The following is a 26,215-nucleotide window of genomic DNA, read 5'->3' on the forward strand; positions in this document are numbered from 1 at the left end:
GCCGGTTTTGGATGCCGGAATCTCCCTATGTCTTGTTCTTCCCTGATCGCGCGCGGCGCACTGCTCGGCGCATTGGCAACCCTGGCCGGCTGCGGCGGCAGCAAGGGCGACACGATGCTGATGCGCGAGTCGTTCAATTCCGACGACACCTATTCGCGCAGCGTGGCGGCCAGTTCGCCGCAAGCCTGCGAGGCGGCCCGGCGAGTGCTGTTGAGTCAGGGCTACGCCGTCACGCGCGCCGATGCCGCAGCGGTGGAGGGCAGCAAGAACTTCCAGCTCAAGGAAGCCGACCAGAGCGAACAACTCAACCTGCGCATTTCCTGCGCCAGCCAGGACGGCGGCAAGGCGCAGGTGTTCGTCAGTGCGTTGCAGGACCGTTACGCGCTGAAGAAGAGTTCCACCTCGGCCAGCGTGGGCGTCGGCGTGCTGGGCTCGTTATCGTTGCCGGTCGGCAGCAGCGGCGATTCGCTGGTGCGTGTGTCCAGTACCACTGTGCAGGATGCGGCCTTCTACAAGCGCTTTTTCGAACGCCTGAATTCGTATCTTCCCAAGGTCACCGAAGCGGTACCTGCCGCAGTGAGTGCAGCGCCTGCGCCCGCACCTGCGCCAGCGGCGGCACCAGCGCCGGCCGCTGCGGTTCCAGCCGCGACTACCACGCCTGCCGCGACGCCCGCAGCCCCTGCCGCGGCTCCCACCACGGTTGCACAGCCTCCGGTTGCGCCATTGCCCGTGGAAGCGCAGGACCCCCCACCGGCACCGGCGAAGGTGCCGCAAACCGAGCCCGCCACGCAGCCGTGACGGAGCGGTTCACGCTCCGCTCCAAAGCCTGAATGGCGGGCGGCGCGCTTCACGTTGTGTTCTCGACCCAGCGGCCAGAGTGCGCCCATGCCTCGCCGAGCGGGCGAGAAACGTGGAGAACAACGATGAAAATGCGCACCTCCCTGCTGGGTATGTCCCTGACCGGCCTGATGGCGACGAGCACGTTCGCACAGGCGCAAAACTACGCGCATCAGCAGCGCTATACGGAAGCGGACGAAGGTCGCAGGTTTAACGACGGCACCCGCGTGCGCTGCCGCAACGTCGAAGTGCAGAAGAACTCGACCGATCCGAACCGCATCGGCGGTACGCTGGCCGGCGCTGCAATCGGTGGCCTGCTCGGCAACCAGGTTGGTGGCGGTAACGGCAAGAAGCTGGCGACCGTGGCAGGCGCAGTGGCCGGTGGCGCGGCGGGCCGCACCATCCAGGGCAACCGTCAGCAGGCCAACGGCAATCGCCAGGTCGAGCGCGTCTGCGAACGTCGCTGAGCAGGTGATGCGATGGGCCTGAGTTAATCCTGCAAGCCCCGGCCACGCCGGGGCTTTCTACGTTTGAGAATGGCGTTGTGCCGACGATTCATTGCGTATGTCATCGATGAGTGTTGTCCACGCGCATCGCAGTTGTTCATTGCGCTCACCAACGGCGTCGATGCCGCTACGGTATGCGCGCCTGCGCCTGCGCCTGCGCCGGCTTGCCGCGCTGGCGTGTGCAGGCGGCTTGCTGGCGGCTCAGCTGCTGCAGGTCGCCCATGCTGCGCCAAGCCAGACCGCAGATGCTGCCAGCGCAGATTGCGTGGAAGCATTGCTGCGACGGCTGGGCTGGACCATCCACCGCGCCGCGGTGCGCGAACCGGTACTCACGCGTGGTGAACCGTGTACGCGCGGCACGCTTGCGCAGGCGCAGGCCGCCGGGGATCTGCAGCTGACGCTTCCCGCCGATTGGGGCACTCAACAGCGCCGCGCAGCGCTGACCGCCGTGCTGGACGATGCAGCCACGCACTGCGCCTATGCGTTCGAACTCGGTGCTGCCACCCGCCGTGCGGTCACGCAATTGCAGAACAACCCGCGCTACCGCTTCTCGGCGGTGCAGCTGGGCTGGGTCGGATTCGGCTGGCGTGGCGCAGCCGCGCAGGGCTGGAGCGGTTTTCGCAGTTTCGGTCGCGGGTATCAGCCGCGCGGCAGCAATGCGCAGGCGCTGGATGCGTTCTACCGCGGCCAGGTGCGCTCCGAATGTGGCGTCGGCCGACAGGTGGCTCAGCTGGCCACCCAGCGCGAGTTGTTCGGCGATGCCGGGTTCGATAAGGCGTTCACGCCAGGCGAATTGTCGATCGGCACATTCCTGACCTTGCACGACACCGACAGCATCCTGCTCGGTGCGCATGCCGGGGAATTCTTCGCCGACGGCAAGGCAGTGAAGACCTCACAACTCGGGCGGCAGGCGTTCGTGGGCGCACCAGGCTTCATCGCGCATGTGTTCGACACGTCTTACCTGGATGACATCCACAATCAGGCCGAGAATTTCGTGGTGGTGGATGTCAGCGATGCAGCCGCGCAGGCGCTGGCGCGGCACGGTGGCTTTGCGTACTACGATGCGCGCAACCGGCAGATCTGGGAATTGGCCAAGCATTTGCGTGGGCCTGGCAAGCGCCGCTTCGAGCGCCTGCTTTACGAGCGCGACGCAGCGTTGCGGGCCACGCTCGACCCACAGCAGCAGACCCAGCTGCAGCAGCTGCAGACGCTGCTGGATGACCCGTTCTACCAAGGCTTTTTGGTCTATGTGCACCCCAAGGGCACCAAGCCGATCGGCTACCACGTGGCACGCCTGCTCGACCGTAACCCGCGCACCCCGTATGCCATCGACCTGACGTTGCACAATCTGCGCAGCACCTTGTATTGGCGGTGGATCGACTGGCAGCTGCAGCAGTGCAGCGCCGCCACCGTCGCGGAACAATCCATTGAGAATTCCGCCACGCCAGCGTACGCCGAGCGTGGCACCCTGCACTGATCAGATCATGAGGAGCGATTATGGAACTGGGTATGGTGGGACTGGGCCGCATGGGCGCCAACATGGCCGAGCGTTTGGTCAATGGCGGGCATCGCGTGCATGGCTACGATCCAGGCGCGAACGCGCGCACCAGCGCGCAAGCCAAGGGCATCGTCACCGCCGATGCGCTGGCAGCGCTGGTGTCGGCACTGCCGAGCCCGCGCGTGGTGTGGTTGATGGTCCCGGCCGGCAAGATCGTCGATGACACGCTGGCGCAGCTGCTGCCCTTGCTGCAGGCCGGCGACATCGTCATCGATGGCGGCAATTCGTACTACAAGGATTCGCAGCGGCGCGCAGCATTGCTGCACGCCAGTGGCATTGCGTTTGTCGATTGCGGCACCAGCGGTGGCATCTGGGGCCTGCAGGAAGGCTATAGCTTGATGGTGGGTGGCGACGAAGCGGCGGTGACGGCGTTGCACCCGATCCTGGCAACGCTCGCGCCGGCGCCGGACAAGGGCTGGGGACGCGTTGGCCCGAGCGGTGCCGGCCACTTCACCAAGATGGTCCACAACGGCATCGAATACGGAATGATGCAGGCCTACGCGGAAGGCTTCGCGCTGATGCAGCACAAAGCCGATTTTGCGCTGGATCTGCACCAGGTTGCCGAAATCTGGCGCGATGGCAGCGTGGTGCGTTCGTGGTTGCTGGATCTGACGGCCGATGCATTGACGCATAACCCGACCATGGCCGGCATTGCGCCCTTCGTGGCCGATTCGGGCGAAGGCCGCTGGACGGTTGCCGAAGCGATCGATCTGGAAGTCTCTACACCGGTCATCACGTTGTCGCTGATGGAGCGGCTGCGCTCGCGCGACAAGGATTCGTTTACCGACAAACTGCTGGCGGCGATGCGCAACCAGTTCGGCGGCCACGCGGTGATGACCACGACCTCGGCAGCGCCGACGATCGGTAGCAAGGACGCGTAAGGACTTGGATGCAATGACGGTGCGCGCCTGGAGTGCGGCGCGCACCGTTGGAAGTGGGCAACCGCCTCAGCGTTATTAACCGCGCGCGGCATCCACCCACTGCACTCGGCCGTCCGCAGCGCTGCGTTGCGCAAGGTCCACCAACTGCATCAGTTGCACCGCATCGGTGCCGCTGACCGGTGCCGCTCCGGTGCCTGCCAGCGCGTCGCGGAAGGCGGCGTAGCACTGCCGATAGTCGCCAGGCAGGTTGTCGGGCTGATGGGTGTGGATGCGGCCTTCGTCATCGACGCGGGTGAGCGTGCCCGGCAGCGGGTCCACGCCCCAGCCGACCGTGCCGGGGCGACGGCCGGCGCGCAGCTGGTCTTCCTGCGTATCCAGGCCGTGCTTGAGGTAACTGCCGCGCGTGCCATGCACGGCGAAGCGCAGGCTGCCATCGGCCACCAGCGACCCTGCGTGCAGAATCACGCGCAGCCGAGGGTAGTGCAGGGTGACGTGGAAATAATCCACGCTGCGCGCCTGCTCGCGCTGACGTTGCAGATCCGCGCCAATGCCCTGCGGCATACCGAACAACTGCATCGCCTGATCGAGCAGATGCGGGCCCAGGTCATACCACAGTCCGGCACCGGGGCCATCGCTCTCGCGCCAACGGTCGCGCACCTGCGGGCGATAGCGGTCGAAGTGCGAATGAAATTCCACCGCCTCGCCCAGCTGGCCTTCTTCGATCAGCCGGCGCACGGTGAGAAAGTCCGCATCCCAGCGGCGATTCTGGAACACGCTGATGATGCATCCCGCCGCATCGGCGGCAGCGACCATCTGCTGCGCCTGCGTCGCATCCAATGCAAACGGCTTGTCCACCAGCACATGCTTGCCGGCGGCCAGGGCCTTCAGCGCGAAGGGGGCATGGGTGTGGTTCGGGGTGGCCAGCACCACGGCATCCAGTGCGGGATCGGCCAGCGCACTGTCGAGGTCGGCCACCACGGTGACGCCGGGAAAATCGGACTGCGGCTGTTGCGGCTTGGACGACACCACACTGTGCAACTGCAGGCCGGGGGTGCTTGCGATCAGCGGTGCATGAAAGGTGCGGCCGACATAGCCATAGCCGACGACGGCCAGATTGAACTGTTTAGGCATTGAAAAAACGGTTCATCGCAACGACGGAGGGAGCACGCATGGTATTGCACCTGCCCGTGTGCGCAGGGTTCACAACCTCTGCATGCAACGGTCACGTCTGCTCGACGAGCGCCACCGCAAGCTGCGCCCACATTCAACAGGAGGTGCTTGGTATGAAGAACATGACGCATGCACGCAAGCTGCTGGCTCTGTCGCTGTCGCTCGGTCTGACCCTCGGCGCGTCGCAGGCATTTGCGGCACCGCAGGAACATGCCGACCACAAGGACCACGCTGCCGGCATGAACGAGTCCAAGAAGCCGGTCACCGACACCTGGATCACCACCAAGGTCAAGGCCGATCTGCTGGCCACCGACAATGTCTCGGGTACCGACGTGAAGGTCGAGACCAAGAACGGCATCGTGACCCTGACCGGCGCGGTTGCCACCCAGGCCGAGCATGACAAGGCCGTTGCCGTTGCCAAGGGCATCGAGGGCGTCAAGAGCGTCAAGTCGACCGGCCTGAAGGTCACCGCTGCGAAGAAGTAAGCGCAGCTGCTGCGAATGCCGGGTCGCCGAGGCGAGGCGGCGACCCGAGCACCGGGCGCACTCCACGGAGTGCGCCCTTTTTTTTTGTCTTGAAGAGGTGTCAGCTGAGCCGATGGCCGGCGACGCACTCGCGCGGTTTTCACGCATACTGCACGTATGCTATGCCTATTCAGCTATGTCGTAGTTCGGCATGATTTCTCTGAATCATTAATCTGGCAAGCTGCGTGATCGGAGACAATGCCGATCAGTCCTTGGCCCTGCAGTGAGCGGAATTCGGTCCAGCAATGCAAACAACGGTCCAAGCAGACAAATGGGATCGCTGGCGCCTGCCTTTGTTGGCGGTTGCCGTATTCCTGATTGTGGTGGTGCCCTCATTGTTGCTGCAGCAAATGGCCCGCAACGCGAACCAGGCTGCGTCGTGGGTGTCGCATAGCCAGCAAGTGCAGGAGACCGCACAGCGCCTGGAGGCGGCGATGCGCGATACCGAATCGGCGGCGCTGATGCGCTCGCACGGCGTGGAGCGCGAGGCGCTGAACGAGCGCATGCGCCGCGGCCGACGCGAAGCGCTGGCCGCCGTGCAGCGACTGATCGAACTGACCAAGGACAACCCCGCGCAGCTGGTACGCATCGGGCGTATCCAGAGCACCATCGAACGGCGCCTGTTGTTGGCCGAGCGTATTGCGGTGACCACCGCGCCGGAGCAGATACGCGCGCTGATCGACGACATGACGCTGAACAACCCGATCCGTGTGCTGATCGACGACCTGCAAAGCGCCGAAGGCCGGTTGCTGGCGCTGCGCAATGCGCGCGCCGAGACCGAGCGCTTGCATTACGCAGTGCTGAGCTGGGCGGCGCTGGGGGTGCAGTTGCTGCTGCTGGGCACGGTGACCTGGCTGCTGCAGCGGCAGATCCGCCGCCGCCTGGCGGCCGAGCAGGAATACCTGCGCGCCAACGGGCGCGCCAGCTCGGTGCTGCAAACCGTGCGCGAGCCGATCGTGTTGCTGGATGCCAGCCAGCGCATCGTGTTGCATAACCCGGCCTTTGCCGACCTGTATGGCCTGGAAGAGCGCGGCAACGAATTGATGCCACTGGAAGAGGTGGGCGAGGGCGTCTGGCGCGATGCACAGATCCATCAACGGCTGGCGGACGTGTTGTTGCGTGGACGCGAGTTGTGGGACTTCGAACATGAGCAGCGCGCCGCCGACGGCGTGCTACGCACCATGTTGATCAATGCACGCCGCATGCCGTTGCCCGACAGCACCGACGAAGACGTGGTGCTGATGACGGTGAGCGACATCAGCCTGCAGAAGGCCGCGCAGTTGCGTATCCAGGAGCTCAACCGGCAGATGGAAGGCAAGGTGGAGCAGGTCTCGGAAGTCAACCGCGAGCTGGAAGCCTTCAGTTACTCGGTCTCGCACGATCTACGCGCACCGCTGCGGCACGTGGCCGGATTCTCCGACAAGCTGGCGCGCCACCTGGGCGATGCGGCCGACGAGAAGTCGCGCCATTACATGGAAGTGATCAGCAGCTCGGCGCGGCGCATGGCCTCGCTGATCGACGATCTGCTGGTGTATTCGCGCCTGGGCCGCGGTGCGCTGCGCCTGCAGGCGGTGGACATGCAGTCGCTGGTGGCCGAAACGCGTGCGATCCTGGATTCCAACGTGCAGAGCGAGAACACTGGGCACCGGGTGGAATGGCATATCGCACCGCTGCCGGTGTTGGTTGCCGACGAAAACATGATGCGCCAGCTGTGGATGAACCTGCTCGGAAATGCGGTCAAGTACAGCGCCAAGCGCGAGGTGGCCAAAATCGAGGTCAGCTATACGCCGATGTCCGACGGCGGCCACCAGTTCAGCGTGCGCGACAACGGCGCCGGTTTCGACATGGAATACAGCGGAAAATTGTTCGGTGTGTTCCAACGTTTGCACAAGGCCAGCGAATACGCTGGTACCGGCATCGGCCTGGCCAGCGTGCGGCGCGTGTTGACGCGTCACGGCGGCCGGGTGTGGGCTGAAGGCGCCGTCGACGAGGGCGCCACGTTTTATTTCGTGTTACCTCCTGCGCTTGAAGCGCCCAACCAAGAGTTCATTGCATGACCGCCATCCGTACCATTCTTCTGGCAGAAGACAGCCCGGCCGATGCGGAGATGGCGGTCGACGCCTTGCGCGAAGCCCGCCTTGCCAATCCCATCGTGCACGTCGAAGACGGCGTGGAAGCCATGGACTACCTGCTGCGCCGTGGCGTGTTCGCCGACCGCGAGGAAGGCCTGCCGGCCGTGCTGCTGCTGGACATCAAGATGCCGCGCCTGGACGGGCTGGAAGTGCTCAAGCAAGTGCGCAGCGACGAAACGCTCAAGCGCCTGCCGGTGGTGATCCTGTCGTCCTCGCGCGAAGAAAGCGATCTGGCCCGCAGCTGGGACCTGGGCGTGAATGCCTATGTGGTCAAGCCGGTGGACGTTGACCAGTTCTTCAATGCGGTCAAGACGCTCGGCACCTTCTGGGCGGTCATCAACCAGGCACCGGAGCTGGACTGAACCATGCCGCATGAGGGGGGCAACCTGGAGCAGCTGAAGATCCTTCTGGTGGAAGATTCACCGGAAGACGCCGAGCTGTTGTCCGATCAGTTGCTCGAGGCCGGGCTGGATGCGGCATTCGAGCGCGTGGACAGCGAGCCGTCGCTGCGCGCCGCGCTGGATGAATTCCAGCCGGACATCGTGCTGTCGGACCTGAGCATGCCGGGCTTTTCCGGCCACCAGGCGCTGCGCCTGGTGCGCCAGAACGGTGCCACGCCCTTCATCTTCGTCTCCGGCACCATGGGCGAGGAGACCGCGGTCAAGGCGCTGCAGGATGGCGCCAACGACTACATCATCAAGCACAATCCGACGCGCTTGCCGAGCGCGGTGATCCGCGCGATCCGCGAGGCGCGCGCCGATCTGGAGCGCCAGCGCGTGGAAAGCGAGCTGATGCGCGCGCAGCGTCTGGAAAGCCTGGCGATGCTGGCGGCCGGTTTGAGCCACGACCTGCGCAATATCCTGCAACCGTTGTTGATCGTGCCCGACCTGCTGGCCGGGCGCACCGACGACCCGCAGCTGCGTCAGCTGGCCAACGTGGTGGCCGAATGCGGCCGGCGCGGGCATGAGATGGCCGAGTCGATGCTTTCTTTCGTGCGCGGTTCCAACAAGCCGCGCGAGCAGGTATCCCTCTCCAATCTGTTCCAGGCCGTGCAGATGCTGCTCAAGAGCAGCCTGCCCGACGGCGTGCGTCTGCAGATGGACAACATCGCTGCGGACCTGACCATTGAGGCCAACTACACCGAACTGCAGCAATGCCTGCTCAACTTGGGCTTGAACGCGATCCAGGCGATGCCCGAGGGCGGCAGACTGATCCTGGCAGCCGATCGCTACGATGCCTCGCGCGTGCGCATGAGCGTGTCCGACACCGGCGTGGGCATGAGCGACGAAACCCGCGCGCGCCTGTTCAGTCCTTTCTTCACCACCAAGGCCGATGGCACTGGGTTGGGACTGATTTCGTGCAAGCGCATCATCGAAAGCTATGGCGGCAGCATCGTGGTCGATAGCCGGCTGGGCGAAGGCACGCGCTTTGACATGATCGTGCCGATGCGTGCGGTGTCGGCGGCGGTGACCGAAGCCGAACTGCCGCTCCCGCTTGGCCACGGGCAGCGCATTTTGCTGGTGGATGGCGAGGCAACGCGCCTGTCGCTGCTGGGCAATGCGCTCTCCAGCCAGGGCTATCAGCCGCAGCTGGCCAGCGATGGCGCCGCGGCACTGCAACTGGTGCAGCAGCATGCGATGCCGGATCTGGTGATCATCGACAGCGACATCATCCTGCTTTCGGCAGTGAGCGTGCTGCTGAGCATGCAGGAGCTGGGCTACCAGGGGCCGGCGATCGTGCTGGAAGATGTCGGCGCGCCGTTGCAGCGTGCGCATTTTCCGGCGGATCTTCCAGTGCATGTGCTGCGCAAGCCGCTGGAAATGCGCCGGGTGTTCCGCGCCGTTTCGCATGCGCTGGAAGTGGCCTGACACCACGTCGCGCGCACCCATGGCGCGCATCGATGGGTGCGACACGATTGCAACAGTTGACGTCCACGCCGGCCGCGTGCGCGAATAACGTATGACCACCGTGCTTCTCAGCCTCGGCAGCAACGTCCAGCCGACCCACTACCTGCGCTTGGCTGTCGCCGCCCTGCGCGCGCGCTTCGGCCAGATCGTCGTGTCGCCCGCGTACCGCACGCCCGCAGTGGGCTTCGATGGGCCGGACTTCGTCAACAACGCGGTGGTACTGCAGACCGATCTGGATCTGGACGCGCTGGATCGCTGGCTGCATGCACTGGAAGATGCGCATGGACGCGATCGCAGCGGCCCGCGTTTCAGCGACCGCACCCTGGATCTGGATGTGGTGTTCTTCGGCGACCGTATCGTCGAAGGCCCCGGGCATCTGCGCATCCCGCGGCCCGAACTCAAACACGCATTCGTGCTCAAGCCGCTGGCCGACATCGCGCCGGACTTCATCGACCCGCTGAGCGGGCAGACGCTGGCAGCCCTGTGGCAGGCGCATCCGCAGCACGGCAGCGCGTTTGCCACGGTGGAGCTGGATGCGGCTGCGCCGCAGTTGAGCGTCACGCAATAGCGCTGTGCTGGCGGCGCGGTTGAGCGCGGCCGGGCAGGCGCGCAGGTCGCGCGATGATGGGCGTCACTGTCTGGCAGTGACGCACGCTGGCGAGGTCGCAGCCGAGCTCACGTGCATGACACAGAGAGCGTCCCTGCGCAGCGCAAGCGCGCAGGCCACCGAAGCGGCGTTCAACTGAGCTGGCGGCCACCATCCACATGCAGGGTATGGCCGGTGACGAAGCTGGCGTCGTCCAGCAGCCAGCGCACCGCTTCGGCAATTTCCTCCGGCGTACCGATGCGCGCCAGCGGCGTCCGCGCGAGCAGCGCCTGCTTGGCGTCGGCGGATTTGCCTTCTTCCGGCCACAGGATGGCGCCAGGCGCGACCGCGTTGACGCGCACCTGTGGCGCCAGTTCCAGCGCCAGCGACCGGGTCAGCATTTCCAGCGCGCTCTTGGACGCGCCGTAGAGCGGGTGGTTGCGCATCGGTTGCTGCGCGTGCAGATCGGTGAGGTTGACGATGGCCCCGCGCCGCTGGCGCAACTGCGCGGCGGCGGCTTGCGCGATGAAGAACGGCGCGCGTGCATTGACCGCAAACAATTCGTCCCACTGCGCTGCCGTGGCCGCGCCCACGGGGGTGGGGTAGAACGCCGAGGCGTTGTTGACCACGCCATCCAGGCGACCGAAGGCGGCAAGGCAGTCGGCCACCAATTGCGCAGGTGCGTCGGGCAAGCGCAGATCGGCGTGCAAGGCGTGTGCGCTGCCGGCACGCTGGGCGCACAGTTCGGCCACGCGTGCGTCCAACGCGTCGGCGGAGCGGTGTGCATGCAGCGCAACGCGGTAGCCGGCAGCATGCAGCGTGGTGGCGATCTGCGCGCCGATGCGGCGGGCTGCGCCGGTGATCAACACCACCTTGGAACTGTCTGTCATGGCGTACTCGCTCGGCGTTGCGGAGGGCTCGGCTATCCTGTGCATTGTCCCCGCAACCGGTGCCCGCATGCACGCCGACCTTCCCACACCCGATCCGGACGCGCTGGCCCATAGCGACCGGTTGGCTGCGCACGTACGCGCCGAAATCCAGGCCGCCGGTGGTGCGATTCCGTTCTCGCGCTTCATGGAGCTGGCGCTGTATGCGCCGGGCCTGGGCTATTACAGCGCCGGCGCCAGCAAGTTCGGCGAGGCCGGCGATTTCGTCACCGCTCCGGAATTGGGGCCGTTGTTTGCGGCCACCGTCTCCGGCGCGTTGGCGCCGGTATTGCAGCAGCTCGGGCCGCAGGCGCGGGTGCTGGAAGTGGGCGGCGGCAGCGGTGCGTTTGCCGAAGTCACGCTCAAGCGGCTGCTGGAACTGGACGCGTTGCCCGAGCGCTACGCGATCCTGGAGCCCAGCGCCGACCTGCGCGAACGTCAGCGCGAGCGACTGAGACGCAGCCTGATCCCGCCGGTGTTCGATCTGGTGGAATGGCTGGATGCGCCATTCCCGGACGATTGGGATGGCGTGCTGTTTGCCAACGAAGTCATCGACGCCTTGCCCACGCCGCGCTTCGCACTGCGCGATGGGCAGGTGTATGAAGAAACCGTGGTGCTGGATGCCCAGCAGCACTTCGCACGTGGCGAGCAACCGGCCGATGCGTTGCTGAGCGCAGCCGTGCGTCACCTGGAGCGCTATCTGGAGCAGCCGTTCGCCGATGGCTATCGCTCCGAGCTGCTGCCGCAATTGCCGTACTGGGTCCAGGCGGTCGCCGGCGGTTTGAAGCGTGGCGCGATGTTGTTCGTCGACTACGGTTATCCGCGCGGCGAGTTCTATCGTGCGCAGCGCGAGGACGGCACCTTGCGTGCGTTTTACCGGCACCGCATGCATGAAGATCTCTACCGCTGGCCAGGCCTGCAGGATCTGACCGCATCGGTGGACTTCACCGCGTTGGCCGAGGCAGGCACCGGCGCAGGTTTCGAGTTGGCCGGGTATTGCACGCAAGCAAGCTTCCTGCTCGGCAATGGGCTGGACGCCTTGTTAGCGCAGGCCGATACGCGCACCGATGAAGTGGGGCGCATGCGTCTGCGCGAACAGATCAAGCGGCTGACCCTACCCAGCGAGATGGGCGAGCGCTTCCAGGTGATGGGCTTCTCGCGCGATGTCGATTTCGCCCCGGCATTCCTGTCCGGCGATCTCACATGGCGGTTGTGAGTTCGGCACTCCGGCCGTTTCATCGGCCGCGCTTGTGGGTGGGCTTGTGGGTCGCGGCGATCGTTGTGGTCATTGCCGTGTGCCTGGGGCCGCCGCCGGAGTTTCCGGAGTTGCCGTCCAACAGCGACAAGGCCGAGCATTTCCTGACCTTCGCGCTGTTGTGTTGGGGAGCGGTGCAGTTGTTTGCCACCCGGCGCGCACTGGCGTTGGCTGCGTTCGGATTGGTGCTGCTGGGCATCGGCATCGAAATCGCGCAAGGCGCGCTGACCACCAATCGCAGCGCCGACCCGTACGATGCATTGGCCGATACGCTGGGCATTCTCGCCGGGCTATGTCTGGCATGGACGCCGTTGCGGTTTGTGATGGTGCGGATCGATCAGCGCCTGTTTGGACGGCGGTGACGCTGCTTGAACGAAGCTGCGGCAGGCCAGGTGCCTGCCCGCTGCCGTAAACGGAGCCGGGCGGCAGCGCGGTCCTGGTTGCGGCCGCGTGTTGCCGCAGCGATCTAACGCGTCGCGTTGCACGACCGCTTGCTCCACGGCAGCGTGCCGCGGCCGCGGCGGGGCATCCGCTGCCGCTGTGCGATGCAGGTTGTGCAGTCGTTACGCTGCGTTGCGGACCAGCGGCTGGCACGTCGCCACAGCGACCGCGGCCGTTACAGCTTCATCCTCAGCCCGAGATACAGCTGCCGTCCGGCGGCCGGCGAGAACATGGGCTGCGCCTGTGCCCAGAAGAAGCTGTCGTACCACACGTAGGCATACGCGCGACCGGTGGCATTGCGGACCTGCATGTCCACGCTCCAGTTCGGGTTGATCGTGTAGCGCGCGGTGAGGTCGAGCGTCGCAAAGCCGCCGTACTTGCCTGCCACGTTGCGTTCCTCGAGGTAGTAGTCGCCCTGGGCGCGCCCCTGCAGGCCCAGTTGCAACGCCTCGGTCGGGCGGTAGTTCACGCCGATGTTGCTGATGTAGCGGGGCGTGGCGATGACTTCGTTGCCTTGCAGCGACAATGCGGCGGCACGGTCGTCGCGCGTGATCTTGGCTTCCTGGTAGGCATGCGACGCCCAGAGCGTCCATCGATCGCCCAGCTGTGCGCTGATCTGCGCATCCACGCCGCGGCGACGCGTCTTGCCCAAGGTCACGGTAGTGCCGGTGGCCGGCATGTTCGAGACTTCGTTTTCCGCATCCTGTTGCCAGACGGCGACGCGCGCCTGGCTGCCTGCAAATGGGCTGAATTTCATGCCCAGCTCGACGCCGGTGTTGGTGGAAGGGCGGATGCCGGCTTGCCCTGGGGTGAGATAGGCCGGGGCGGTGGAGCCGGTCAACACCTGGAAGGTACGGCCCCAGTTGGCGTACACGTTGGTGCTGGGCGTCAGGGCGTAGATCACGCTGAGCTTGGGCTGCCCGATGCTGCCGTAACGCTGCAGCGGTGCGCGCACCGCATCCGGCAGCTGGGTGTCGCCGTCGAAGCGGTCCACGCGATAGGCCGGCACCAGCTTCAGGGCCTCGACCGGCTGATAGATGGCCTGTACGTAGGCGCCCCAGTTGTCGAACGTATAGCGGTCCGCGTTCTGGATGCGCGCTGGCGCTGCGGCAAAGTCGGTGGGCTCGGCATAGTTGAAGCGCTCGCGCCGGTACGCATTGTCTTGATGTTCGTAGTTGATGCCGCCTTCCAAGGTCAGCAGGTCGTTGGCGCGCAAGGTCAGGGTGTTGAGCATGCCGACCTGCGTTTCGTTCCAACGCCGACGCTGGCGCGGCGCATTGCCGATGGGCAGGTCGCTGAAGGTCACCCGGCGGTCGTCCTCGTAGCGGTTGTAGTAAAGCTTGCTGCCCAGGAACAGGGCGTCGGTCAGTTTCAGGTCCAGATGCATGCCGAGCTGCTGCATGTCGCGGTCGTCGCCATCGTTGCGGTTGCGGCGGTCCGAGCTGCGCCGATCCGCCTGCAGCTCTGCTGCGGTCATGAAGCCCGGCTCGTCGGCCTGGTTGCGGTACGTGCGTGCCGTCAGACCGATGCGCATGCCGTCGTCGAGAGTGCCGTAGAACTATTTGCCGCCCAGCACATACTTGCTGGAACGATCGTGCGCGCGATAGCCATCCGATGCCTGCGCGCCGATGAAGTAGTTCTGCGCGAATCCGTCGCGTTCGCGCCCGACCGCGATCTGCGCATCGCGGCTGGCGTAACTGCCGTAGGCCACGCGGGCATCGGTGTAGCTGCCGCCCTGGCGGGTGCCGAAGTTGATGTTGCCGCCGATGTTGTGCAGCCCATAGCGCGGATCGTTGGTGCCACGCACCACCTCGATGTAGCTGATTTCAAGCGGAAACAGCATGTCGATGAAGCGCTGGTTGCCGCTGTTGACGTTGCTGGGAATGCCGTCGATCAGGGTCTTGATCGCATTGAGATAGCCCTCGCCGTTGAAGGCGCGGAAGCTGACCTTGCCCGATTCGGCGCCCTGGCGGGTTTCGGTCAACTGCATGCCTGGCATCTGCCCCAGCAATTCCCAGCTGTAGGACACGTTCTTGTCCTCGATCTGGTCGGCGCCCAGCACATCCACCGACGTCAGCACCTGATGCGCACTGAGCTGGCCTTCGTGATGCTGATGGACGTCGACCTTGCCGAGCGTCAGTGCCGAATCGGAGGACTGCGCGCGTGCGTCGGCAGCAAACAGCAGAGCGGCGACAGTCGCCACGAGGGGATGGATCTTCATGAAGCGGGCAACACCTGGGGGCCAATGGAAACATGTGTCAGGAATGACATGTTATAACATTTTATGGCAAATTCAATTCGTGGTGTGCTGCTGCCGTCTTTGGCGACGGTCAGCAAAGAATCGTGTTGCAACGCGTGGTGCGCGGTTTGCGTATTGGCGATGCGCAGCGTGGGGAACCGCCAATAGCCACCGCACTGCAGGCGATGCAGGTGCGGTGCCGTTCCGCGCTGGCGGCCGACGTGACCGATCCCGCCGGCGCGTTGTTGCCGTGCTTATGCGGGCATGCGCACTGCGCGTTCGCGCAGCCACTTGGTGGCCACCCACTTGTCGCCGGCCAATACCGGCGCACCGGCGTGCAGGCTGCGTGTCATCGGGTGCGGGCGGTCGTAGCTGAAAAACACTGCGTTGCCCTTGACTGCAGCGACATCCAGATGCGCATCGGGAAAGCGCGTCGCGCCGCCGCGTTCTGGCGTGTTGAGGTACATCACCAGCGAGGCGACGCGTTGCCCGCCGGCCTGCAGCAATACCGGGGTGCCCGCTGCGTCCGGGTCGAAGTAATCGTAATGCGGCCTGTATTCCGCACCGGTGGCGTAGCGCAGCACTTGCAACCCTTCGCCGTGATCGACTGGCCAGTCGAGCAGGCGCGCGATGCGCGTTTCGATACGTTGGCACAGCGCATCCTGGCCAACGCGCAGACACATGCTGTCGCTGGTGCGTGCTGCATGCACCACGTGCTCTCCGCTTGCATCGTCCACGGTGCGCGAGCGCGCCAGGCGCGGCTGGGCCAAGGCGATCAATGCATCGCATTCCTCGTCGGAAAGAAAACCGCCGAGTACCACCACGCGTGGCAGCAACAGGCTGACCAGCACGCGCACATCGCGGTCGCCCAACGCAAGCAGCGACGCATCGGTGTCCTGTTGCAACGCGGGCACGCGCACCGGCATCGGCAAGCCGTTTGCTTGCGCGTGTTGCTGGATGTGCGCACGGACCAGTGCCTCGACCGCATCGATGGCGTCCTGCTCGTTCCAGCCCTGATCAAGCAGCGGCTGTAGCGCTTGCTCGGGCGAATGCCCGGCCATGGCTTGCGCCACGATCCAGTCGGCCAGCGGATTGGGGATATCTGTGTGTGTCATGGCTCTACAGTGCATGTCGTCGTGTGGCACTCGTATGTCAATTGTGTCGCGGTAAGACAAATGAAACAGATGCCCACTATAAAAGTGACGGGGATCTTGAACGTGCTCGCCACTGCAGTGCGCGGAACGCCACCAATTCTTGACGACTCCTCTTCATACCGGACCCTTTGACCTGGAGATCAGCCGCATGGCCGTTCGCAACAGCAGCAAGACACTTCTCATGACGTTTGGTACCGCACTGGCGCTGTCGGCCTGTGGTGGCGGAGCCGACCGTGTCGCCTCGCCAGGTGAAGGCGCATTCCCGCCGGCACCGGCCCCCGCGCCGACGCCGGCGCCCACGCCTGCACCAACGCCGGCACCTGCGCCGAGCGGCCCGGCCGCCGATTGCCCGAGCGGTTTTTCCAACGTCGGCACCATCGCCAACAACACGCTACGCGCCTGCCAGTTGCCGGAAACCATCAATGGCAACCTGGTGGTGCCGGCGCGCGCGGGCACCGTCTACTCGATCAGCGGCCGCGTCAATGTAGGTACCGACCGCGGTGGCAACGCCACCGCACCGGCAGCCGGTAGCACGCAGGGTGTTTTGACCATCGAGCCGGGCGTGACCCTGTTCGGCTCGGCCGGTAGCGACTACATCGTGGTCAATCGCGGTTCGCAGATCTTTGCCGAAGGCAGCGCGACTGCGCCGATCGTGTTCACCGCGCGTCAGGCGCTGGAGAGCACGGTCAGTGCCAACACCATCGGCCTGTGGGGCGGCATCGTGGTGCTGGGGCGTGCGGCGATCAACAACTGCCCGGGCACCACGGTGTCCGGTACGCCGGAATGTCAGGCGCAGGTCGAGGGGACCAACGCGTTCTATGGCGGCAACAACGCCACCGACAACAGCGGTTCGATGCGCTACCTGCGCGTGATGTATTCGGGCTTCGAAATTTCGCCGAATAACGAATTGCAAGGCATCACGCTGGCGGGCGTGGGCAGCGGCACCAAGCTGGATTATGTGCAGATCCACAACAGCTCCGACGATGGCATCGAATGGTTCGGCGGTACGGTCAACGGTAGCCATCTGGTCATCACCGGTGCCGACGACGATTCGCTGGATACCGATGCTGGTTGGAGCGGTGCACTGCAGTTCGGCATCGTGGTGCAGCGCGCCGGTGGCGGCGACCGCATGAACGAGTGGAGCAGCTTGCGTCGCCAGCCGTATTCGCGCCCCAAGGTGGCCAATTTCACCTACGTGGGCAATGCGCGCGCCGGTGCGGCGATCATGCTCAACCAGGGCACGCAGGCCGCGTTCTACAACTCGGTGGTGACCCGCCCAGCCGGCGGCACCGGTGATGGCCTGGTGTGCTTCAACCTGGCCGATACGGACACGCTCGGTACCTTCAACTCGGTGTTCTTCGCTTGCCCGACCGCCTTCGGCAGCGACGCGCGTGCGGCCAGCCAGTTTGCGGCCGGCACCAACAATGTCGCCAATGGCGTGTCCACATTGCAGAACACCTTCGTCAATGGCGTCAATGAATCCGCAGTACCGGCGTTTCAGGGCTTGAACGGGGTGAGCAGCTTCTTCCAGCAGGTGAACTACATCGGTGGCGTGCGCGATGCCAACGACACGTGGTGGCAGGGCTGGACCTGCGGCCTGACCGCCGATCGTCCCTGCTGAGGCATGGCATCGCGCGGCGGCCATCGGTCGCCGTGCGATGCGTCCAGCTTCATCTTTCTGTTGCCAGGGCTCCCACGATGCGAACCTCCGCTGTCGCCCGTCTTTCGCGGACGGGCCTGTCTCTTTCCATTTCCACCCTGCTGATGTCCGGCGCCGCCATGGCGCAGTCGACCACCAGCGATGCCGACGCCGGCAGCAGTACGTCCAGCGCGGCCAGTACCAGTGTGCCCAAGCAACTCGACCAGGTCGTGGTGCGTGGCGAATACATTCCCGAGCCGATGCTGCAAACCTCCGAAGTGGCCTCGTTCGTGACGCGCGAAGACATGGAGCGCACCGGCGACAGCAGCGCCGCGGTGGCGCTGACGCGTGTCACCGGGCTGAGCTTGTCGCGCGGCAAGTATGTGTATGTGCGCGGCCTGGGCGAGCGCTATTCGTCGGCGTTGTTCAACGGTTCGCCGCTGCCCAGCCCCGAGCCGATGCAGCGCGTGGTGCCGCTGGACCTGTTCCCCAGCGACGTGCTGGCCAGCGTGACCGTGCAAAAGACCTATTCGGCCGATTATCCGGGCGAATTCGGCGGCGGCGTGATCGACCTGCAATCGATGGAAATCCCCGACAAGCCATTCCTGTCGTTGACCGTGGGTGGCGGCGCCAACAGCGTCAGCACCGGCGAAAAAGGCCTGACATATTACGGCTCCGACGATGACGAGTGGGGTTTTGATGATGGTACGCGCAAGCAGCCTGCTGCCTTGCGCGATGCGATCAGGACCGGCCGCCGGGTCGATCTGGGCAGCTTTTCGCGCGAAGACATCCGCCGCATCGGGCGCAGTTTGAACGATGCCAACCTGTATGTGCTGCAGGAAAAGGACAGCATCGCTCCGGACGTCAATGTCGGCGGCAGCGCCGGTTACAGCATGGACGTGGGCGAGGCGAAACTTGGTGTTATCGCGGTGGCGAGCTACGACAACGAGTGGCGCACGCGCACCGGCAAGCAGCAGGACGGTATCTTTGTCGGCGACAGCGTCGAGTTCAATTCCAATTACGACTTCGCCACCACCCGCAATAATGTGCGCAGCAACGGCATGCTGGGGCTGGGGTGGGAATACGGCCGGCATGCCATCGGCTGGACCACGTTGTACGTGCACGACACCTTGAAGGTGGCGCGCAGCCGCGCCGGTCGCGACGAGCTGGCAGGTTTTGACGTGCGCGACGACAACACCGAGTGGTACGCGCGGCAGTTGATCAACAACCAGCTGCGCGGCACGCACGCGTTCGGCCAATACGATGATCTGAAGATCGAATGGCGGGCTGCAGTGGCCAACGCCAGCCGCGATGTGCCTTACGAAACCGGCATTCGCTACGAGCGGCTGGATGGTTACTGGGCGCACGATGCCTCACGGGTGCAGAACTACACCCGCTTCAGCAAGGTCGACGACAAGGTGGCCAGCGGCGGCGTGGATGTCACCTGGCGCTTGCCGATGGAGCACGACCTCACCGTCAAGGGCGGCCTGGCCTATCTGGACAACGACCGCAGCGCGTGGAGCCGCGAATTCCGCTTCCTGGCGCTGGACGGCCCGCTGCCGTTCCTGAACCAATATCAGCGCGTGGATTATCTGTTCTCCGATTACAACCTCAGCAACGATCTGCTGCGCCTGCGCGAAACCACCGGCAGTTTCGGTGCGGCCGCCTACGAGGCGACCTTGAAGGTCAAGGCGGCGTATCTGCAGGCGGAGGGCGAGATCGTGCCGACACTGCGCGCCACGGCGGGCGTGCGTTATGAAGACGCCACCCAGGCGGTGCATCCGTACGACATCTTCAGCGGCACGCGCCAGGACGGCGTGGCACCGTTGCAGAACAGCTATGCGCTGCCGTCGGCCACGCTCACCTGGAATTTTGCCGAGAACCAGCAGCTGCGCTTTGGCGCTTCCAAGACCATCGCACGCCCGCAATTTCGCGAAATGGCGCCACAGCAGTATCTGGACCCGGACATCGACCGCCAGTTCTTCGGCAACCCGTTCTTGGTCGATAGCGAGCTGGTCAACCTGGATGCGCGCTACGAATGGTTCTTCGAACCGGGCCAGTACGTCACCGTCGGCGCGTTCTATAAGAACATCGACAAGCCGATCGAAGCCATCGTCAACGACGCCCCTGGCGGTGGCATCGTGCAGAGCTTCATCAATGCGCCCAAGGCCACCCTGTACGGCGTGGAGCTGGAGGCCAAGAAGTATCTGCAGTTGCCGATCACTGCCGACTGGTGGGGCGACAAGCGCATGTTCGTGTCCGGCAACTACACGCGCACCAAGTCCAAGGTCAGTGCCAGCGATGGCGATACGGTGCAGCCGTTCGGCTTCAGTGCACCGGTGCAGGCAACCTTGTTCATTCGCGATGGCTCGGCATTGCAAGGCCAGTCCGATGACATCGCCAACCTGCAGATCGGCGTGGAAAGCGAGAGCACGCACAGCCAGGCGACATTGATCGCCAACTACGTGGGCGAGCGGGTGTCCGCGCGTGGTCGCCCCGGGCAGCCGGACTACATCGACAAACCGGGCACCTCGCTGGATCTGGTGATCAAGAAGGGGCTGGCGTGGTCGGGCGATACGGTGTCGGTGAATTTTGCCGCGCGCAACCTGCTCAAGACCAAGTACCAGGAGTACCAGGAGGTGGGGAGCAACCGGGTGGACCTTTACACCTACCAGCCTGGCATCAGCTATGACATCAGTGTGACAGCGCGCTTCTGATTTGAGGTGCGGTTGCCCGTGTCGCAAACGCCCGCTGTGCATCGCATGGCGGGCGTTTTGCATTTTTCATGTGGCGCCGTGTGTCGGTTTGTGTCATCGGTTTCTTCGAACTGACACATTGTCGCCGCATTCTGTCATCCAATCGAAATCCTGAGACGGATGTCCGCTTTGCAGCGCGCCTGGCCCTCGTTGAATTCCTTGTTGCTGGCGCCGGGCGCTCGCACGGCGGTGGCGTGCGGCGTGGTTGCATTGCTGGTGCTGCAAGGTGTGCGCCTGTTGTGGCTGGTGCTCACGCCGATCGGGCCGTTGGGCACTGCGCAGCGCGCTTCGGTCACGCGTCCTGACGTGTCGGCATTGCATCGCGATGTGTTCTATCGCAGCGCATCCGACGCCCACAGCGATGGCATCGTGCTGCACGGCGTGCGTGCTGGCGGCGCCCAGGCGGCCGCCTATCTCAGCGGTAGCGATGGCCGGCAAGGCGTCTATCGCGTAGGCGACACGGTTGCGACCGGCGTGGTGGTGCAGGCGATCGCGGCCGATCATGTGCTGCTGCGCGCGGGCGGCAGTGTCCGTCGCATTGCATTGGGTGAATCCGGTGCTGCGGCAGCAGCGCTCCCTCCTGCAGCAACGGGGGCCACCGCATCGGCCGCCGTCGCTGCAACAGTGCAATCGAATGTCAGCGCGGCAGCAGGCACGAGCGCAGCCACCGCCGTCGACCCGCAGCAGTTGCTCGCCAGTGCCGGCCTGCGCGCCAGCGCCGATGGCGGCGGTTTCACCATCATGCCGCGCGGCGATGGCGCGCTGCTGCGTCAGGCCGGCTTGGCGCCGGGCGATGTGCTCACCCAGATCAATGGCCGCACGCTCGATGCAGAACATCTGCGCGAGTTGCAGGACGAATTGCGCGATGGCCAGAGCGCCACGCTGACCTACCGCCGCGACGGCCAGACCCACACCATGACCTTGAAGCGCCCGCAATGACTGCTGTTCGCCCGCTCTGGCTGCTCTCGGCCGCGTTGTTGTTCGCGCTACCCGCGGTGCCGATGACCGCACTGCATGCTGCCGATGCGCCGGCAGTGCGACTGCAGGACGTGGACCTGCGCGCTTTCATCCAGGACGTCTCGCGCGCCACTGGCATTACCTTCATCGTGGACACGCGTGTGCAGGGCTCGGTCAACGTGGCGCGCGCGCAGGCGATGTCCGAAGCCGATCTGCTGGGCATGCTGCTGGCCGTGTTGCGTGCCAATGGATTGATTGCGGTATCCAGCGGGCCATCGACCTACCGCATCATTCCCGACGACACCGCCGCGCAGCAGCCGGGTAGCGCGGCCAACGGCAACCTGGGATTTGCCACGCAGGTCTTCACCCTGCAGCGCGTGGACGCACGCAGCGCGGCAGAAATCCTCAAGCCGCTGATCGGGCGCGGTGGCGTGATCATGGCGATGCCGCAAGGTAACAGCCTGTTGATTGCCGACTACGCCGATAATCTGCGACGCATCCGCACGCTGGTGGCGCAGATCGACACCGACCGTGCGGCCATCGATACGGTGACGCTGCGCAATAGCTCGGCGCAGGAACTGGCGCGCACCTTGACCTCGCTGTTTGGGCAAGGCGGCGAGCGCAGCAATGTGTTGTCGGTGTTGCCGGTGGAAAGCAGCAATTCCTTGATCGTGCGTGGCGACCCCGCACTGGTGCAGCGCGTGGTGCGCACCGCAGTCGATCTGGACGGGCGCGCCGAGCGCCGCGGCGACGTCAGCGTGGTGCGCCTGCAGCACGCCAGCGCGGAGCAATTGTTGCCGGTGCTGCAGCAGCTGGTCGGGCAGGCGCCAGGCAACGGGGCGCAGGCCGGGCAAGACACACGTACCAATGCAGTGGATGTGGCAGCCGCGAGCGGCGCGGCGCAGACGCAGGTGATCGCGCCGGCGGCAGGCAAGCGCCCGGTGATCGTGCGCTACCCAGGCTCCAATGCGTTGATCATCAATGCCGATCCGGAAACCCAGCGCGCCTTGATGGATGTGATCCGGCAGCTGGATGTGCATCGCGAGCAGGTATTGGTCGAAGCGATCGTGGTGGAGATTTCAGACACCGCCGCCAAGCGCCTGGGCGTGCAGCTGCTGCTGGCTGGCCGCAATGGCACGGTGCCCTTGCTCGCCACGCAATACAGCGGCGCGGCGCCAGGCATCGTGCCGCTGGCAGCGGCGGCAGCTGGCACGCGCAGCGGCAATGCCGACGACGATTCGGTGCTGGAACAGGCGCGCAACGTGGCTGCGCAATCGTTGCTGGGCTTGAGTGGCGGCTTGATCGGCCTGGCCGGGCAAAGCGACGATGCGGTGTTCGGCATGATCATCGATGCGGTCAAGAGCGACACAGGCTCCAACCTGTTGTCCACGCCCTCGATCATGACGCTGGACAACGAGCAGGCGCGCATCCTGGTAGGCCAGGAGGTGCCGATCACCACCGGCGAAGTGCTCGGCGCGGCCAACGACAACCCATTCCGCACCATCCAGCGCCAAGATGTGGGCGTGGAGCTGGAAGTGCGCCCGCAGATCAACACCGCCGGCGGCATCACGCTGGCGATCAAGCAGGAAGTCTCGGCGATTGCCGGGCCGGTCAGCGCGCAGTCGTCGGAGCTGGTGTTCAACAAGCGCCAGATCGAAACACGCGTGGTGGTGGAAAACGGCGCCATCGTCGCGCTTGGCGGCCTGCTCGACCAGAACGACCGCCAGACCGTGGAAAAGGTGCCGTTACTTGGCGATGTGCCCGGCCTGGGCGCGTTGTTCCGGCACAGGTCGCGCAACCGCGACAAAACCAATTTAATGGTGTTCATTCGCCCCACCATCATTCGCGATGCAGCCGATGCCCAGCGCATGACCGCGCCGCGCTACAACTACCTGCGCGAGCGTCAGCTGGCCGATGGCGATCCGGAAGCGGCGCTGGATGCCCTGGTACGCGACTACCTGCGTGCGCAGCCGCCGCAGCTGCCGGCCGGTCCGTCGTCAGGTGTCCCGGCAACTGCAACGCCACCTGCGCCCGGCGCGCGTCCCGTGCAGCGTTGATGCCATGAGTGCCGCCCGTGCCAGCATTTCCTATGCCTTCGCCAAGCGTCACGGCGTAGTGTTGCTTGGCAGCGACACCACCGCGCAAATCGGTTTGCGCGAAGGTGGCGATGTGCAGGCCCTGATCGAGTTGCGCCGCGCGTTGGGCATGCCGTTGCAGGTGCGCACGCTGGCGCCGTCGGTGTTCGACCGGCATGTGTCGGAGATCTACGCCGATGCCGGGCTGGAGCAAGGCGTGCAGGTGGAAGCGCTGGATCTGCATGGCAGCCTGGATTCGTTGATCGACGACATCCCCACCGCCGATCTGCTCGACAGCCAGGACGATGCGCCGATCATCCGCCTGATCAACGGCATCATCGCCGAGGCCGCACGGCTGGGTGCATCCGACGTGCATCTGGAATCCTACGAATCGCGCTTGCGCGTGCGCCTGCGCGTGGATGGCGTGATGCGCGAGGCGGCCACGCTGCCCGGACGCATCGCACCGCTGCTGGTGTCGCGCGTCAAGGTGATGGCGCGGCTGGATATTGCCGAAAAGCGCATCCCGCAGGATGGGCGCGTGTCGCTGGTGATGGGGGCCAAGGCACTGGACGTGCGGGTGTCCACGTTGCCCACGCGCGGCAGCGAACGGGTGGTGCTGCGTATCCTGGATAAGGAGCAGGGCACGCTGTCGCTGGCGCAGCTGGGCATGCCAGCTGCGGCGATGCACACCGTGCAGCGTGCATTGCAGGTGCCCAATGGCATCGTGCTGGTCACCGGCCCCACCGGCTCTGGCAAGACCACGACCTTGTACGCGGCGCTGAGCCTACTCAACGATGGCTCGCGCAATATCCTCACCGTGGAAGACCCGGTGGAATACGCCATCGACGGTGTCGGCCAGACCCAGGTCAACGCACGTGTCGGCATGACCTTCGCCGCCGGCCTGCGCGCGATCCTGCGCCAGGACCCGGACGTGGTGATGATCGGCGAGATCCGCGACACCGAGACCGCGCAGATTGCGGTACAGGCCAGCCTCACCGGCCATCTGGTGCTTTCCACCGTGCACACCAACGATGCGGTGGGCGCAGTCACGCGGTTGCGCGATATGGGAATCGAGCCGTTCTTGCTGGCTTCCAGTCTGCGACTGATTCTGGCGCAGCGGCTGGTGCGGCGCTTGTGCACGCAATGTCGCAGTGCACGGCCGATCGACGCCGGAACGGCCCACCTGTTGGAAGCGCCGGCCGATGCGGCGATCTACACAGCGGTGGGCTGCAACGCCTGCCACCACAGCGGATATGTCGGGCGCGTGGGCATCTACGAAGCCATTGCCGTGGACGATGCGATGCGCCGCCTGATCGGCGGCAACGCCGACGAAGATGCATTGGCTGCGGTGGCCTTCGCGCGCGCACCGCGGCTGGCCGATGCGGCACGCGCGGCGGTGCTGCAGGGCCTGACCACGCTGGAAGAAGCGCTGCGCGTCACCCGCCAACAGGAAGACGCGTATGCCGCAGTTTGATTACACCGTGCTCGATCTGCACGGGCGCAACCGGCACGGCGTCATCAGTGCCGACAGCGTGCACGGCGCACGTGCGCAGCTGGAACAACGGCAATGGGTGCCGGTGCGTGTGGAGGCTGCGGCCGCGACCGCCAGCACGTCTGGGCGCGCAGCGCGCTTCAGCGGCAAGGATCTGGTGCTGTTCACCCGCCAGCTCGCCACGCTGGTGGAGACCGCACCGCTGGAAGAGGCCTTGCGCACCATCGGCACCCAATCCGAACGCCGCGGCGTGCGTCGGGTCACCAGCCGGACGCATGCATTGGTGGTCGAAGGGTTTCGACTGTCCGATGCGATGGCACGCCAGGGCAAGGCGTTCCCTGCGTTGTATCGCGCGATGGTGGCCGCCGGCGAAAGCGCGGGTGCGTTGCCGCAGGTGCTGGAACGACTGGCCGATCTGCTCGAACGCCAGGCGCAAGTGCGCAGCAAATTACAGTCTGCATTGGTGTATCCGGCGGCGCTGGCAGTGACGGCCGGTGCGGTGGTGATCGTACTGATGACCTTCGTGGTGCCCAAGGTGGTGGACCAGTTCGATTCGATGGGCCGCGCGTTGCCGTGGCTGACGCGCGCGGTCATCGGCGTGTCGCAGTTTCTGCTGCACGCAGGCATCCCGTTGCTGGTTGCACTGGTGGTGGCGCTGGTTGCAACGGCACGGCTGCTCCAGCGCCCTGCGCTGCGCCTGGCCGCGGACCGGGCGCTCTTGCGTGCGCCGCTGCTGGGCCGGCTGATTCGCGATCTGCACGCCGCGCGCATGGCGCGCACCCTGGCGATCATGGTCAACAGCGGCTTGCCGTTGATGGAGGGGCTGATGATTGCCGCACGCACCGTGGACAACCGCGCACTACGCCTGGCCACCGATAGCATGGTCACCGCGATCCGCGAAGGCGGCAGCCTGGCCGCGGCCATGAAGCGTGCGGGGGTGTTTCCGCCAACGCTGCTGTACATGGCCTCCAGCGGCGAGAATAGCGGACGCCTGGCGCCGATGCTGGAGCGTGCCGCCGATTACCTGGAACGCGAATTCGAGGCCTTTACCGCCGCCGCGATGAGCCTGTTGGAGCCGGCCATCATCGTGCTGCTCGGCGGCGTGGTGGCGGTGATCGTGTTGTCGATCCTTCTTCCCATCCTGCAATTCAATACCCTCGCGCTTGGCTGAGCGCGGCCT

At 65.3% G+C, this 26,215-nt stretch carries 20 protein-coding genes and 1 pseudogene; 17 read left to right on the forward strand and 4 right to left on the reverse strand.

Translation table 11 applies throughout. The annotated features are described in order from the left end of the window. Positions 1-27: 27 nt before the first annotated feature. The 4 genes from FLG15_RS03140 (at position 28) to gnd (ending at position 3,782) form a co-directional block, all read left to right on the forward strand. The gene (locus tag FLG15_RS03140; protein ID WP_057678344.1) at positions 28-798 is read left to right on the forward strand and encodes a DUF2242 domain-containing protein; all 771 of its coding nucleotides are present in this window, start codon (positions 28-30) and stop codon (positions 796-798) included. A gap of 125 nt (positions 799-923) precedes the next feature. Then, positions 924-1,304 carry a glycine zipper 2TM domain-containing protein gene (locus FLG15_RS03145; RefSeq protein WP_057678345.1) on the forward strand — a complete coding sequence of 127 codons (381 nt, stop codon included), beginning with the start codon at positions 924-926 and terminating at the stop codon, positions 1,302-1,304. Between the two features lie 160 nt (positions 1,305-1,464). Then, on the forward strand, positions 1,465-2,820 hold the full coding sequence (locus FLG15_RS03150; protein WP_150147552.1) for a hypothetical protein: 1,356 nt from the start codon (positions 1,465-1,467) through the stop codon (positions 2,818-2,820). 20 nt (positions 2,821-2,840) lie between these two features. Then, positions 2,841-3,782, forward strand: a complete 942-nt coding sequence (gnd, locus tag FLG15_RS03155) for a phosphogluconate dehydrogenase (NAD(+)-dependent, decarboxylating) (RefSeq protein WP_057678347.1) — start codon at positions 2,841-2,843, stop codon at positions 3,780-3,782. A gap of 75 nt (positions 3,783-3,857) precedes the next feature. Here the strand turns inward: gnd and FLG15_RS03160 are convergent, their stop codons facing one another. Next, positions 3,858-4,913, reverse strand: a complete 1,056-nt coding sequence (locus FLG15_RS03160; protein WP_150145516.1) for an oxidoreductase — start codon at positions 4,911-4,913, stop codon at positions 3,858-3,860. Positions 4,914-5,065: 152 nt separating this feature from the next. On the opposite strand from FLG15_RS03160, the gene FLG15_RS03165 reads away from it, so the two are divergent. From FLG15_RS03165 to folK, 5 genes are all read left to right on the forward strand, one after another. Continuing rightward, positions 5,066-5,437 (forward strand): BON domain-containing protein, encoded by a 372-nt coding sequence (locus FLG15_RS03165; protein WP_008572114.1) that lies wholly within the window; start codon positions 5,066-5,068, stop codon positions 5,435-5,437. A gap of 284 nt (positions 5,438-5,721) precedes the next feature. After that, on the forward strand, positions 5,722-7,533 hold the full coding sequence (locus FLG15_RS03170; protein ID WP_057678349.1) for a sensor histidine kinase: 1,812 nt from the start codon (positions 5,722-5,724) through the stop codon (positions 7,531-7,533). Next, the gene (locus FLG15_RS03175; protein ID WP_017158470.1) at positions 7,530-7,970 is read left to right on the forward strand and encodes a response regulator; all 441 of its coding nucleotides are present in this window, start codon (positions 7,530-7,532) and stop codon (positions 7,968-7,970) included. The genes FLG15_RS03170 and FLG15_RS03175 overlap by 4 nt, the downstream gene beginning before the upstream one ends. Before the next feature lie 3 nt (positions 7,971-7,973). Continuing rightward, on the forward strand, positions 7,974-9,476 hold the full coding sequence (locus FLG15_RS03180) for an ATP-binding response regulator (RefSeq protein WP_057678350.1): 1,503 nt from the start codon (positions 7,974-7,976) through the stop codon (positions 9,474-9,476). A gap of 91 nt (positions 9,477-9,567) precedes the next feature. After that, positions 9,568-10,083, forward strand: coding sequence for a 2-amino-4-hydroxy-6-hydroxymethyldihydropteridine diphosphokinase (gene folK / locus FLG15_RS03185; RefSeq protein WP_057678351.1), 516 nt, complete (start codon positions 9,568-9,570; stop codon positions 10,081-10,083). A gap of 170 nt (positions 10,084-10,253) precedes the next feature. On the opposite strand, the gene FLG15_RS03190 is transcribed toward folK, so the two are convergent. After that, complete coding sequence (locus FLG15_RS03190) at positions 10,254-10,991, reverse strand: pteridine reductase (protein WP_057678352.1); 738 nt, start codon at positions 10,989-10,991, stop codon at positions 10,254-10,256. Between FLG15_RS03190 and FLG15_RS03195 the strand changes: the two genes are divergently transcribed. Both FLG15_RS03195 and FLG15_RS03200 read left to right on the forward strand, forming a co-directional pair. After that, positions 10,990-12,243 (forward strand): class I SAM-dependent methyltransferase, encoded by a 1,254-nt coding sequence (locus FLG15_RS03195; protein ID WP_209228194.1) that lies wholly within the window; start codon positions 10,990-10,992, stop codon positions 12,241-12,243. The genes FLG15_RS03190 and FLG15_RS03195 overlap by 2 nt on opposite strands. Further along, positions 12,231-12,644, forward strand: a complete 414-nt coding sequence (locus FLG15_RS03200; RefSeq protein WP_057678353.1) for a VanZ family protein — start codon at positions 12,231-12,233, stop codon at positions 12,642-12,644. Before FLG15_RS03195 ends, FLG15_RS03200 begins: the two co-directional genes overlap by 13 nt. A gap of 254 nt (positions 12,645-12,898) precedes the next feature. Here the strand turns inward: FLG15_RS03200 and FLG15_RS03205 are convergent. Together FLG15_RS03205 and FLG15_RS03215 are read right to left on the reverse strand one after the other, a co-directional pair. Then, positions 12,899-14,944 (reverse strand): annotated as a pseudogene (locus FLG15_RS03205) (TonB-dependent receptor). Positions 14,945-15,216: 272 nt separating this feature from the next. Continuing rightward, entirely contained in the window at positions 15,217-16,077 is an 861-nt protein-coding gene (locus tag FLG15_RS03215; RefSeq protein ID WP_057678355.1) for a 2OG-Fe(II) oxygenase, read from the reverse strand. Between the two features lie 187 nt (positions 16,078-16,264). On the opposite strand from FLG15_RS03215, the gene FLG15_RS03220 reads away from it, so the two are divergent. The 6 genes from FLG15_RS03220 (at position 16,265) to gspF (ending at position 26,206) form a co-directional block, all read left to right on the forward strand. Then, entirely contained in the window at positions 16,265-17,737 is a 1,473-nt protein-coding gene (locus FLG15_RS03220; RefSeq protein WP_209225725.1) for a beta-helix domain-containing protein, read from the forward strand. 77 nt (positions 17,738-17,814) lie between these two features. Further along, entirely contained in the window at positions 17,815-20,472 is a 2,658-nt protein-coding gene (locus tag FLG15_RS03225; protein WP_150145521.1) for a TonB-dependent receptor domain-containing protein, read from the forward strand. A gap of 159 nt (positions 20,473-20,631) precedes the next feature. After that, positions 20,632-21,450 carry a type II secretion system protein N gene (locus tag FLG15_RS03230; protein WP_150145523.1) on the forward strand — a complete coding sequence of 273 codons (819 nt, stop codon included), beginning with the start codon at positions 20,632-20,634 and terminating at the stop codon, positions 21,448-21,450. Next, complete coding sequence (gene gspD / locus FLG15_RS03235; protein ID WP_150145525.1) at positions 21,447-23,525, forward strand: type II secretion system secretin GspD; 2,079 nt, start codon at positions 21,447-21,449, stop codon at positions 23,523-23,525. The genes FLG15_RS03230 and gspD overlap by 4 nt, the downstream gene beginning before the upstream one ends. 4 nt (positions 23,526-23,529) lie before the next feature. Beyond that, the gene (gspE, locus tag FLG15_RS03240) at positions 23,530-25,017 is read left to right on the forward strand and encodes a type II secretion system ATPase GspE (RefSeq protein WP_057679664.1); all 1,488 of its coding nucleotides are present in this window, start codon (positions 23,530-23,532) and stop codon (positions 25,015-25,017) included. Continuing rightward, positions 25,004-26,206, forward strand: a complete 1,203-nt coding sequence (gspF, locus tag FLG15_RS03245; RefSeq protein ID WP_057687023.1) for a type II secretion system inner membrane protein GspF — start codon at positions 25,004-25,006, stop codon at positions 26,204-26,206. The genes gspE and gspF overlap by 14 nt, the downstream gene beginning before the upstream one ends. The last annotated feature ends 9 nt before the right edge of the window (positions 26,207-26,215 follow it).

This window comes from Xanthomonas phaseoli pv. dieffenbachiae (genome assembly GCF_008639345.1).
Classification (GTDB): domain Bacteria; phylum Pseudomonadota; class Gammaproteobacteria; order Xanthomonadales; family Xanthomonadaceae; genus Xanthomonas; species Xanthomonas phaseoli.